Origin of the sequence: Spiribacter halobius, assembly GCF_020883455.1 — a bacterium.
GTDB classification, from domain to species: domain Bacteria; phylum Pseudomonadota; class Gammaproteobacteria; order Nitrococcales; family Nitrococcaceae; genus Sediminicurvatus; species Sediminicurvatus halobius.
In genome coordinates this window covers 1752936-1765444 of the sequence record NZ_CP086615.1, presented here as the reverse complement: position 1 = coordinate 1765444, position 12509 = coordinate 1752936, and the positions used below count along the sequence as shown (strand labels likewise).

Here is a 12509-nt window from a genome sequence, read left to right as displayed (position 1 = left end):
CGCGACGACAGGCGAATCGCGGCCTGTCTGTTAAAGTTGGGAAAGCTCGGAGCCAGGCGACGAGAACAACAACGACCCGGGCGGGGATGGTTGACCGACGGCGACGGCACGGCCTTCGCCGGGGACACTTTCAGACATCGACAGGAGGAGAAACGGCATGTCCGAAGCCAAGCTGTATCCCGTTCCGGCAGAAGTCGCGGATTACGCCCTGCTCAACCGTGAGCAGTACGAGCGCATGTACCGCCGCTCCCTGGAGGAGCCGGAGAGCTTCTGGGCGGAGCAGGCGGAGGAGTTCCTCACCTGGTTCCGCAAGTGGGACCGGGTCAGCAACAACGACCTCAGCAAGGGCCAGATCCGCTGGTTCGAGGGCGGCAAGCTGAACGTCAGCTACAACTGCCTCGACCGCCACCTGGAGCAGAACGGCGAGCGCGCGGCGCTGATCTGGGAGGGCGACGAGCCCGACCAGTCCAAGACCATCAGTTACCGCGAGCTGCACGCGGAAGTGTGCAGGTGCGCCAACGTGCTCAAGGAGCGCGGCGTGCGCAAGGGCGACCGGGTCTGCGTCTACATGCCCATGATCCCCGAGGCGGTGGTGGCGATGCTGGCCTGCACCCGCATCGGCGCCGTGCACTCGGTGGTCTTCGGCGGCTTCTCGCCGAGCGCGCTGCGCGACCGCATCCAGGACTCGGACTGTCAGGTGGTGATCACGTCCGACGAGGGCGTGCGCGGCGGGCGCACCGTGCCGCTGAAGGAAAACGTTGAGAAGGCCCTCGCCGAGTGCCCGAACGTGCACACGGTGCTCACCGTGCGCCGGACCGGGAAGGACGTCACCTGGGTGGACAGCCGTGACGTCTGGTACCACGAGGCCATTCAGTCGGCCAGCGCCGAGTGCGAGCCCGAGCAGATGGACGCGGAGGATCCGCTGTTCATCCTCTACACCTCCGGCTCCACGGGCAAGCCGAAGGGCGTGCTGCACACCACCGGCGGCTACCTGCTGCAGACCGCGATGACCTTCAAGTACGTCTTCGACTACCACGACGGCGAGATCTACTGGTGCACCGCCGACGTCGGCTGGGTCACCGGCCACAGCTACATCGTCTATGGCCCGCTGGCCAACGGCGCCACCTCGCTGGTGTTCGAGGGCGTCCCCACCTACCCCGATGCCGGGCGCTTCTGGCAGGTGGTGGACAAGCACAAGGTCAACATCTTCTACACCGCGCCCACTGCCATCCGCGCCCTCATGGGCCAGGGCGAGGAGCCGGTGAAGCAGTACTCCCGGCAGAGCCTGCGCATCCTCGGCACGGTGGGCGAGCCGATCAACCCGGAGGCCTGGGAGTGGTACTACCGCGTGGTGGGTGACGAGCGCTGCCGCATCGTCGACACCTGGTGGCAGACCGAGACCGGCGCCATCATGATCTCCGCCCTGCCGGGTGCCATCGACCTCAAGCCGGGCTCCGCCACCCTGCCCTTCTTCGGCGTCGAGCCACAGCTGGTGGACAACGACGGCAACGTCCTCGAGGGCGCCACCGACGGCAATCTCTGCCTGACCCGGGCCTGGCCGAGCATGATGCGCACCATCTATGGTGATCATGAGCGGTTCATGAACACCTATCTGACCCACTACACGGGCAAGTACTTCACCGGCGACGGCGCCCGCCGCGATGCGGACGGCTACTACTGGATCACCGGCCGCGTCGACGACGTCCTCAACATCTCCGGGCACCGCATGGGCACCGCCGAGGTCGAGAGCGCGCTGGTGCTCCACGACAAGGTCGCCGAGGCCGCAGTGGTGGGTTTCCCCCATGACGTCAAGGGCCAGGGCATCTACTGCTACGTCACCCTGGTCAAGGGCGCCGAGCCCTCCGAGGAGCTGAAAAAGGAGCTGGTGGATCTGGTGCGCAAGGAGATTGGCGCCATCGCCAAGCCGGACGTCATCCAGTGGGCCCCCGGCCTGCCCAAGACCCGCTCCGGCAAGATCATGCGCCGTATCCTGCGCAAGGTCGCCACCAACGAGCTCGACAACCTCGGCGACACCAGCACGCTGGCCGACCCGAGCGTGGTGGACGAGCTGATCGAGAACCGCGCCAACCGCTAGCCTCCGAACCGGGCCGGTAGCCATGGCGCTGCCGGCCCGATGTTACCCCGCAACACGCATGAGCGTTACCAACGGTAACGCGGACAGGGAAGTAAGGGCTGAGATGGACGCCAACCCGTTGTTTTCTCTAGGGCACACAGGCTTGCACGAATCCTGCAGCTCGCAGGGGACGATCGCTCCGCGGGACGGGGCTGATCGATAAGACGACGGGGGCTCGCACCCGTTCGAGGAGGAGATCACCGGTCGCCGATCGCGTCCGGTCACCCCCCTGCCCGAACGCCCGAAACGCCCGCGTCAACCGTAAGCGCCGGACTCTGTATCCAGGGGGGTCCGGTCAGTGACGGAAAGAGGAGGAGCTCAGTATGGCTTCATCGAAGGAAGAGGCGGCCATCGCCTACTGGAAAGAGAACGTGAGGCTGCTGATCACGCTGCTGATCATCTGGTTCGCGGTCTCGTTCGGCCTGGGGATTTTCCTCGCGCCGGCGCTCAACAACATCGTCATCGGCGGTTACCCGCTTGGGTTCTGGTTCGCCCAGCAGGGCTCGATCTACACCTTCATCGTGCTGATCTTCGTGTATGTGGCCAAGATGAACGCCTTGGACCGCAAATACGACGTGCACGAGGAATAAGCGGGGGACACAGGCATGGATCTTACCGTTACCACCTACCTCATCGTCGGCGCGACCTTTGTCCTCTACATCGGCATTGCAATCTGGGCGAAGGCCGGCAGCACCGGCGAGTTCTACGTCGCGGGCAAGGGGGTCAACCCCGTCGCCAACGGCATGGCCACGGCGGCGGACTGGATGTCCGCGGCGTCGTTCATCTCGATGGCGGGCCTGATCGCCTTCCTCGGGTATGACGCCTCGGTCTACCTGATGGGCTGGACCGGCGGCTACGTGCTGCTTGCCCTGCTGCTCGCGCCCTACCTGCGCAAGTTCGGCAAGTTCACGGTCCCGGAGTTCATCGGCGATCGGTTCTACTCCAAGACCGCGCGCGTGATCGCCGTCATCTGCCTCATCGTGGCCTCGGTGACCTACGTCATCGGCCAGATGCGGGGCATCGGCGTTGCCTTCTCGCGCTTCCTGGAGACGGAGTACGCCACCGGTCTGCTGGTGGGCATGGCCATCGTGTTCATCTACGCCGTGTTCGGCGGCATGAAGGGCATCACCTATACGCAGATCGCCCAGTACTGCGTGATGATCTTCGCCTACACCATCCCGGCGATCTTCATCTCGCTCGCCATCACCGGCAACCCGCTGCCGCAGCTCGGCCTCGGCGGCACCGTCGGCGGCAATGGCGGCTACCTGCTGAACACCCTGGACAACATCCTGGTTGATCTCGGGTTCTCGCAGTACACGGTCATGAAGGGGAGCATGCTCAATCTCTTCTTCCTGACCATGTCACTGATGATCGGCACGGCCGGCCTGCCCCACGTCATCGTGCGCTTCTTCACGGTGCCGCGGGTGCGCGATGCACGGCTTTCCGCGGGCTGGGCGCTGGTGTTCATCGCCATCCTCTACACCACCGCCCCGGCCGTGGGTGCCATGTCCTTCTACAACCTGATCAACACCGTGCAGCCCGGTGAGATCGGGGCCGAGGAGGGCAACCTCGCCTACGAGAACGTGCCGAACTGGTTCTCCCGCTGGGAGGAGACCGGCCTTCTGTCCTGGGAGGACGAGAACGGCGACGGCCGTATCCAGTACTACAACGACGACAACGAGGCCTTCGCCGACACCGCCGCCCAGTATGGTTGGGAGGGCAACGAGCTCACGGTCGACCGGGACATCATGGTGATGGCCAACCCGGAGATCGCCGGGCTGCCCAACTGGGTGATCGCGCTCACGGTGGCCGGTGGCCTGGCCGCGGCGCTGTCCACGGCGGCGGGCCTGCTCATGGCCATCTCCTCGGCGGTGTCCCACGACCTGATCAAGGGCGTGTTCAACCCGGGCATCAGCGAGAAGGGCGAGCTGCTCTCGGCGCGTCTCGCCATGGCGGGCGCCATCGTGGTGGCCGGCTACCTGGGTCTCAACCCACCAGGCTTCGCGGCCCAGGTGGTGGCACTGGCGTTCGGCCTGGCGGCCTCGTCGCTCTTCCCGGTGCTCATGCTCGGTATCTTCAATGCCCGCATGAACGCCCAGGGCGCGATGGCCGGCATGCTCTCGGGCCTGACCTTCACGCTGGTCTACGTGTTCGTCTACAAGGGCTGGTTCTTCATCCCCGGGACGAACAACCTGCCCGACACGCCGGAGTACTGGCTGCTGGGCATTGGCCCGCAGTCCATCGGTGCCGTGGGTGCGCTGATCAACGTGGGCGTGGCCGTCCTGGTCTCCCGTGCGACGGCGCCGCCGCCGAAGCACATCCAGGAGCTGGTGGAGAGCATCCGCGTGCCGCGCGCGGCCGTGGGCGGCAGCAACTGACGCGCCTCGGCCTGGCGGCCTGAAAAAAGCCCCCGGCAGCATGGCTGCCGGGGGCTTTCTTTTTGTTCTCTTTGCGCACCTGGCGCGGCCATGCGGGATCGAGGCGGGTGGAGGCGCTGGCCGCGGATCCCCTGTCGACTGCCGCCGCCACAGTCCGCGCCGTGAGCGGCCGTGCTACGGGGCTCGCCGTGCCCGCGCGACGTCCGCGTTTTCCGCAGTGGACGTCGGCCTCGGTCCGCCCTTCGCCATTGCGGCGTCGGTGTCTGCGGACGTGGCCGCCGGAATCCACTGGCGGTTGCCGGCGTAACGCCACGCCAGACGCCCCGTCTCATCGAGCACCAGAAGGTGAAGCCAGCGCTGGTCGAACAGCGCCTGCACCTCGGGATGGCGCTGCAGCACGTCGGCGATGGCCTCGCGCGGGGCCTCGATGACCACGGTCAGGCGCAGGGGGTCGTGCACCAGCCGCTCACCGTCGTGCACCGACTGCCAGGGCAGACCGGCGCGCAGCACGCCGCCATTGCCCTCGAGCACGCCGATCCCGCCAACGACGTTGTGCAGCAGCTTGCTGCCGGCGCCGAAGGTCTCCGGGGCCACGGCGGACCCGTAGTACTGCAGCGAGATCCAGCTCGCCACCACCACCGGGGCGGTGAGCAGGAGCTCCAGCACGCCGAAGCGCTCATCGGCACGCCAGTCGTAGTCGTGCAGGAACACCTGGCCATTCAGTGCGCGGCCGGCGGTGCGCGCGCGCGGTGCGGCGACAAAGGCACGGCAGCCGGCCAGCCCCCATTCCGGTCGCACCTCCGACCAGTCCCGGGCACGACGCAGGATATGGCGGGCCCGTTCGACCCGGGGCAGCGTGCCGGCGCGCTCCGTGCGCACCCGATCTCCGGCCTCGGCCAGCCAGGCCTCCAGGCGCTCCCGGCTCGCGGCCGGGAGCGGTGCCGGCAGGTCCTCCGTGTAGAGGGTGACCTGGTCCGTGGTGGTGTCATGGAGGCCGGGCACGAAGCAGGTGTCGTCGGGGATCTCGATGCCCTCCCCGGCCAGTCCGCCCCGGACGTCCGGGGCGTTCAGCAGCGCGGCCACCAGACGGGCGTTGATCTCGCCGCTCTGGCCACCGCAGGCGCCGCAGTGCAGGGCGCTGGCATGGGGGTTGTTGACCACATTGGCACCGTGGCCGACAAGCAGCACCATGGGTGCGAAGCCCTCAGTGAGGGACATGCCGCGCAGGATGCCGGCGGCGAGCCCGATCCGGGCCTGCCGCGTGGCCTCATCCGCCAGCACCGGCTGTGGCTCCCGCGGCGGCCGCCGCCCTACGGCGGCGAGGCTGTCACGCACCAGCTTGTACCCGTACAGCGGCCCCGCAGCCTCGACGAAGGCGAACGAGGAAACCGCCGCGAGCCGGAATCGGCCCCAGGCACGCCGGGCCCGGGCGACGATGCGGGCACGGCCTTCCGCTGCCTCTTCCACGCCCGGCGACGAATGCACCGCAGGCGCCAGCAGCGCCGGCAGCCGGGCCTCCTCGAGGATGGAGCCGAAGCGCCGGTGCGCCAGGGGCAGGCCGAAGAACCCGGCGAAGCCGATGGTCTCGCAGGCCGGTGCGACCCCCTCCAGCGCGCGCCGGAAGCGCTCCGAGCGGACATCGATGCAGAAGGCCGCCTGCAGCTCGGGCCGGGTGTGCTCCGGGGTGGCCGCGGGCGCCGCCGTCAGCACGGATCCCAGCCGGCGCTGGGCGGCGCGCTCGGCCGCCTCCTGGAGCACCGTGTCGATGAGGTCGTCCCGCGCCGGCCGCGGCGGCTCCGCGTAGGCCGCAAGGACTTCCGACCAGCGCTCGGCAATGCGATCGCGGTACTGCGAGAACAGGGCCTCCTCCCAGAGCAGCCGCACCGCCAGCAGGTCCGAAAGCGTGTTGTCGCTGCCGCCGGCAAGCTCGGCCTGCCAGAGCCGCCAGCGGCCGAGCTGCGCCCAGCCACCGAGGCTGGTAAGCGCCCGGTGGCAGAGCGTCTCCAATGCCGCGGCGCCGGCGCCCAGGCTGTGGAGGCTGCGTGCCAGCGCTGCCTCGGCATGCTCGGGGGCTGCGTCGACGAAGGCGGCAAAGCTGCGCAGACCGGTAATCTCCGGGGTAAGGTCCCGGGTCGCGAAGGCACGCCAGGCGGCATAGGCACCGCGACCCCGGGGCGCGGCCCACAGCGCCTGGCCCTCGTCGAAGTAGCCGCCAGCCCATACGCCGATCCGCTCCGTCACCACCGCAGGCCAGTCGATGCCGGAGGCCTCGCCGGCGAGCTCCGCCACCGTCGGCAGCGGCTCGGGGGCAGGCCTCGGCTGCTCGGCGGCGGCGCGCAGGCCGGCGACATCGAGATCGCCGAGCTCCGGATGGGCGGCAAGGGCCGCGGCGAGGTCGCTGTCGTTCACCTCGCCGCTGGCCAGCCGTCGTGCCTGCAGGGCGCGCTCCGGGACGGCCCGCTCGCCCGCCACCCGGGCGAGCCGCACGGAGGCGAAGGCCAGGTCATCCATGCTCTGGCCGAGGAACGGGTTCACCGCCACGCTCCCGGTGAGTGGCCAGAGCGGCGGCACGAGCCGGATCGCCGCCGCCACGGCGGCGCGGGTCTGCTCGGGGGCGAGTCCGTGCTCAGCGGTCATGAGGCAGCCCTCCCTGGCGATCATGGAAGGCGTGGGACCAGCCGCCGATGAGACGGTCGAACACGGCATTGGCATAGAGGCCATTGACCAGGTGCACCCGCAGCCCGGCCGCCGCCGGGTGCCCCGCCCAGAGCGGGAACAGGGCCTGGGCCACAGCGACGGTCCCGAAGCTCACCAGCGCGAGGACGATCAGCGCCCACTCCAGGGGGCCGGGCGGCGGAGTTGCCGGCAGCGTGCCCGCCACCAGCCACTCGGTGCCTGTCTGCAGGGCGAAATAGCTCACCGCGGCGGCCCCCGACGCCAGCACGGTGCGCCGGGTGAGGGCCCAGGGGGCGGCGTCCGCAAGGCCCTGGGCGATGAGATAGGCGACGCCGAAGATGAGTATGGCGCCAAGGGCAATGGCCTGCGGCGACTTGCTCTCGACACCGAAGAGCAGACCGATGACCGCGTAGATGGCGAGCGCCAGCAGGAAGGAGCGCAACACCGCGCGGCCACTGGGCACGGCAACCGGCCCGGGCCGGCGGTTGGCCGCCACCTGCTCCACTGCGCCACCGGCGCCGAGAAAGGCGTGGGCCTTGTACAGGGAGTGGGCGACGATGTGCAGCAGCGCCAGGGCGAACAGCCCGAGGCCGCACTGGAACATCATGAAGCCCATCTGCGCGATGGTGGACCAGGCGAGGGAGGTCTTCACCGCGCTCTGGGTGAGCATGACCAGCCCCCCGGCCAGCGCCGTGAAGCCGCCGACCATGGCGAGCACGGCAAGCACGCCCGGCGCCGCCAGCATGACATCGGCGAAACGGATGAGCAGCACGCCGCCGGCGTTGACCACGCCGGCATGCAGCAGCGCGGACACAGGCGTCGGCGCCTCCATCACCTCGGTGAGCCAGCCGTGGGTGGGGAACTGGGCGGACTTGAGCACCGCCGCCAGGGCCAGCAGTCCCGCTGCGAGGATGACCATCGGACCGCTCGCATCCGCCGCGCTGCCGATGGCCGTGATCTCCCCGGTGCCGGTGGCCAGCCACAGCAGCACTGCGGCGAGGCCCAGGGCGACGTCCCCGGCGCGCGCCACCAGCCACTTCTTGCGCGCCGCCCGGCGGGCCGCCCGGCGCTGCGGGTAGAACAGCAGCAGGCGGTGCAGTGTCAGGCTGGTCGCGACCCAGGCCAGCAGCAGCATGAGCAGATCACCCGCGCTCACCAGCAGCATCACTGCGGCGAGGGTGGCACTCATCCAGCCCAGAAAGGGACCCTGCCGGGGCTCACCGTCAAGGTAGGTGGCCGAGTAGCGCAGCACCACCCAGCCGATGAAGGTGACCAGCAGCAGCAGCGTGATCGTCACCACGTCCACGCGCAGGGTCAGACCGAGCCCCGCGAGGCTCGGGCCGAAGGTCACCGACCCCGCGCCCACCAGGGCCACGGCCGCCAGGGCGACACAGGCGAATGCGAGCACGGCCGCAGTCTCCACCGCTCGCGGCGCACGCCGCGGGCGCAGCGCGCGGTCTCGGAAAGCCAGGGCCGCGGCCGCTAGCAGCAGCCCCGGCGCCAGTGCGACAAGCCAGGCGGTGTTCAAGGTCATCTCCTTACCAGTGCCCAGTGCCCAGTGCCCGTTGCCCGTGCGCGGCCCGCGAGGTCTCGAATTCGCCTCGGTCAGCCGGGATCAGGCGCCCCGACGGGCCGGCACCGCGCAGACAGTACCAGCGCGGAGCCGCATAAAAAATTCATTGTTCTACCTGTTTCGTTCGATAAAATCGAACGATGCAACCCAGGCTATCCGTAATGAACCTCAACCTTCAGCATTTGCGCTATTTCCACGCGGTGGCCCACGAGGGCAGCCTGACCCGGGCCGCAGAGCGGCTGAATCTGTCCCAGTCCGCACTCTCGGTGCAGATCCGCAAGCTGGAGGATCGCCTCGGTCATGACCTGTTCGAGCGCCGCGGCCGCGGCCTGCACCTCACCGAGGCCGGACGCATTGCCCTGGACCACGCCGACGCGATCTTCGCCACCGGCACCGAGCTGCTGGCGACCCTGCGTCAGACCGGCGAGGCCCGGCAGGCGCTGCGCGTCGGCGCCCTGGCCACGCTCTCGCGCAATTTCCAGATCAGCTTCCTGCGCCCGCTGCTCGGGCGGGAGGACGTGGACCTGGTGCTGCGCTCGGGGAGTCAGGCGGAACTGCTCGCCGAGCTGCAGGCGCTTACCCTGGACGTTGTCCTCAGCAACCGGCCGCCGCCGGCGGACGCCCGCACCCGATTCCTCGTGCACCGGCTCGACGAGCAGCCGGTGAGCCTTGTGGGCACGCCGCAGCGGCTCGCCGGCGGCGGCCCGCTGGACGCGCTGCTGCGCCACCATCCGGTGGTGCTGCCGACCCCGGGCAGCAGCGTGCGCAGCGGCTTCGACGCCCTCACCGACCGCCTGGGCGTGGCACCGAGGATCGCCGCCGAGGTGGACGACATGGCCATGATGCGACTGCTCGGCCGCGCCGACGTCGGCCTCGCCATCCTCCCGCCGATCGTCGTACGCGACGAGCTCGCCCAGGGCACGCTGGTGGAGGCGGACCGCCTCCCCGGCATCGCCGAGACCTTCTACGCCGTGGCCATGCGGAGACGTTTTCCCAATCAGTTGCTGAAGGCGCTGCTGAGCGATGGTGGCGAGGTCTAGGCTTTTTCCTGAGTCGGCAGTCGCTCCGAGTAGCAAGTTACAAGTTGCAAGTTGCAAGCGAGATGGGGAGGCGGCCTCGCGACGGCACGGCCACTAGCGATCCCGCTCACGCCTCGTTATTTGCGCCCTGTCTCCCGGCATTTCTCATCGCCCACTTGCAACTTGCAACTTGCAACTTGTTACTTGTTACTTGCCACTCGCTTTCACCTGTAGCGCTGGGCGCTACAGGTGAAAGCGGATCTCCAGCTTGCGCTGGAGCCGGCGGGCCTGGCGGAAGGCCTCCTTGAGGATGCGCCGGTCCATCGGGTTGAGGGTCTCCGGGTCTAGGCGGTTGTGCATGGGCAGGCCGGCGGCGGCCTGGCGCTGGTGCTCACGCATGCGCAGCAGCTGGACGAAGGCGAAGGAGCGCGTGAACGCTTCCGCCTCCTCGCCGCGGATTGCCTCCGCTTCGGCCAGGCGGGCGAAGCGCTCCGGTGTATTGGTCTCCTCGATACCGGCCTGCAGGCAGAGCACCCGGGCGCCATCGACGAACGGCGTCAGCCCGCGGATCTTGAGATCGAGCCGGTGGACGTCGTCCTTGGGATCGCGCTCGGTGACGAAGTCCCGGAAGACGCCGAGCGGCGGCTTCACGGACAGCGCGTTGCCCGCCAGCGTATGCAGGAACAGGCTGTTACCCGAGGCCATGGCGAGCACCCGCTGATGCAGATGCTCACCGAAGGCGATATCACCCCACACCGGGCGGAAGTCGAAGTAAATGGTGGAATCCAGCAGATGCTCCGGCGTGGCGCTCGCCACGATGCGGCGGAACGCCTCCTCCCACTCGGCGAAGCTCAGGCAAAGACGCGGGTTGCTCGCCATGATGTTGCCCTTGCAGAGCGGGAAGCCGCAGCGGTCCAGCGCCTCGTTGATGCGCCGGGCAATGGGCAGCAGCCGCTGGCGCACGGCGACGGTGTCCTCGCTGCCGGGGTCGAAGAGAATGGCGTTGTCCTGATCGGTCACCAGCGTCTGCTCGCTGCGCCCCTCGCTGCCGAAGGCAATCCAGGTAAACGGCACGCCGGGGTCGTCCTCTTCGGCGAGGCAGAGCTCGATGACCCGGGAGACGGTACGGTCATTGAGCAGGGTGATGATGCGGGTCATCTGCTCGACGCCGGCGCCGTGGGCCATCATGCCGTCGATCAGCCGGCTGATGTCGCCGCGGGCGGCCACCAGCCTGTCCAGGCTCTCGGCCCGGGCCACCGCGCGCATCAGGTGCACGACGTTGATCCGCTGCAGCGCGAAGAGATCACGCTCGGAGACGACGCCGACGAGGCGCTCCCCCTCGGTGACCACCACGTGGCGGATATGCCGCTGGGCCATCTCCACCACCGCCTCGAAGGCATAGGTCTCGGCGGACAGGCAGCAGGGGCGCGGCGTCATCACGGAGCCGATGGGCGCCTCCAGGTCGGCGCGGGCGGCGATCAGGGCCCGCAGGTCGTGCAGCGTGAAGATGCCGACCGGGCGCTGCGCCTCGTCCACCACGACCATGCTGCCGACCTTGCGCGCATGCATGCGCTCCACCGCCTCGCGCACGCTGAGCTCGGGGGGGCAGCTCAGCGGCTCGGCCCGCATCAGTCGCGCCAGCGGCATGTCCAGGGTGGATTCGCTGCCGAGGCTGCGTGCCGCGCCACGCTGGATGTCCTGCTGCACCTGCTCGAGCAGGCTGCTCACGCCGCGGATGCAGTAGTCCCGAAACGCCGGGCTCTCGGTGAACAGGCGCTCGAAGTGCTCGCGGGCGAGCCGGTAACAGCGCACGGCATCCTCGGCCCGGTAGACCGTTCTGGTCGCCCGCTCCCCGAGCAGCGCGGCCATGGGGAAGGTATCCCCCTCGCCGAGCTCGAATGCCTCGCTGCCGTCGTCGCCGATGTCGGGGCGTTCGCCCCGGACGCGGCCCGCGGCCACCAGGTGGAAATGGCTTACCCGCCCCATGCGCGGCTCGAGGATCACCTCCCCCGGCGCGTAGTCCCGCTGCTCGCAGTGTTCGGCGAAATACTGGCGATGGCGCGGCAGCAGACCGTCGAAGGGCGCATGGGCCTCGAGGAAAGCGCGCACGCTGGCGGCGGCATCAGCGTCCATGATCACTCCCGCGGCGAAGGCGGCACCGACCGTACGAGCCCGGTGCACCAGCCACCAGAGTAGCCCCGTCAGCGGTCCCCGGTCGAACGCCGCCGGGCCGCTGACAAGCCGCTCTGCCGCGTGCGTATACTGAGGGCAAGGATCCCCGGCCGCCCAGGGGCGGCCGCTGGAGGAGAGACGGGCGGCACCGGGTCCGCCAGAACGACAAGGGCGCCGCCATGGCCCAACACGTGCTGATCGTCGACGACGAACCCAACATCGTGCTCTCGCTGGAGTTCCTGCTGAGCCGCAGCGGCTTCAGCGTGGCCACGGCAAATGACGGCGAAGGCGCCCTCGCAGCGGCCCGCGAGCAGCGCCCCGACGTCGTACTGCTGGACATCATGCTCCCCGGGATGGATGGCTACGAGCTCTGCCAGGCCCTGCGCGAGCAACCCGGCCTCGAGAGCGTCCCCATCCTCATGCTCACCGCCCGCGGTCGCGAGGTGGACCGGGAGAAGGGGCTGTCCCTCGGCGCCGACGACTACATCGTCAAGCCGTTCTCCACCCGCGAGGTGGTGGAGCGCGTGCGACGGCTCGCCGGCGAGGCGGACTGAGCC

At 69.2% G+C, this 12509-nt stretch carries 8 protein-coding genes; 5 read left to right on the top strand and 3 right to left on the bottom strand.

Annotated elements, in window-relative coordinates; translation table 11 throughout:
• Positions 1-157 precede the first annotated feature (157 nt).
• The 3 genes from acs to LMH63_RS07955 all read left to right on the top strand — a co-directional run bounded on the left by acs (position 158) and on the right by LMH63_RS07955 (position 4512).
• The gene (gene acs, locus LMH63_RS07965; protein WP_109678134.1) at positions 158-2095 is read left to right on the top strand and encodes an acetate--CoA ligase; all 1938 of its coding nucleotides are present in this window, start codon (positions 158-160) and stop codon (positions 2093-2095) included.
• Between the two features lie 362 nt (positions 2096-2457).
• On the top strand, positions 2458-2724 hold the full coding sequence (locus LMH63_RS07960) for a DUF4212 domain-containing protein (RefSeq protein ID WP_109678136.1): 267 nt from the start codon (positions 2458-2460) through the stop codon (positions 2722-2724).
• 15 nt (positions 2725-2739) lie between these two features.
• Positions 2740-4512, top strand: a complete 1773-nt coding sequence (locus LMH63_RS07955) for a sodium:solute symporter family protein (RefSeq protein WP_109678138.1) — start codon at positions 2740-2742, stop codon at positions 4510-4512.
• Positions 4513-4686: 174 nt separating this feature from the next.
• Here LMH63_RS07955 and LMH63_RS07950 read toward each other — a convergent pair whose 3' ends face one another.
• Both LMH63_RS07950 and LMH63_RS07945 read right to left on the bottom strand, forming a co-directional pair.
• Positions 4687-7149 (bottom strand): YbcC family protein, encoded by a 2463-nt coding sequence (locus tag LMH63_RS07950; protein WP_109678140.1) that lies wholly within the window; start codon positions 7147-7149, stop codon positions 4687-4689.
• The gene (locus tag LMH63_RS07945; protein WP_229332757.1) at positions 7139-8716 is read right to left on the bottom strand and encodes a proton-conducting transporter transmembrane domain-containing protein; all 1578 of its coding nucleotides are present in this window, start codon (positions 8714-8716) and stop codon (positions 7139-7141) included. The genes LMH63_RS07950 and LMH63_RS07945 overlap by 11 nt, the downstream gene beginning before the upstream one ends.
• A 206-nt stretch (positions 8717-8922) precedes the next feature.
• On the opposite strand from LMH63_RS07945, the gene LMH63_RS07940 reads away from it, so the two are divergent.
• Positions 8923-9801: a LysR family transcriptional regulator gene (locus tag LMH63_RS07940; protein WP_109678144.1), complete on the top strand. Its 879-nt coding sequence runs from the start codon at positions 8923-8925 to the stop codon at positions 9799-9801.
• Positions 9802-10023: 222 nt separating this feature from the next.
• On the opposite strand, the gene LMH63_RS07935 is transcribed toward LMH63_RS07940, so the two are convergent.
• Positions 10024-11913, bottom strand: coding sequence for a DUF294 nucleotidyltransferase-like domain-containing protein (locus tag LMH63_RS07935; RefSeq protein WP_109678146.1), 1890 nt, complete (start codon positions 11911-11913; stop codon positions 10024-10026).
• 218 nt (positions 11914-12131) lie between these two features.
• Here LMH63_RS07935 and LMH63_RS07930 point away from each other — a divergent pair, with 218 nt between their 5' ends.
• Positions 12132-12506 (top strand): response regulator transcription factor, encoded by a 375-nt coding sequence (locus LMH63_RS07930; RefSeq protein WP_109678148.1) that lies wholly within the window; start codon positions 12132-12134, stop codon positions 12504-12506.
• Positions 12507-12509 lie beyond the last annotated feature (3 nt).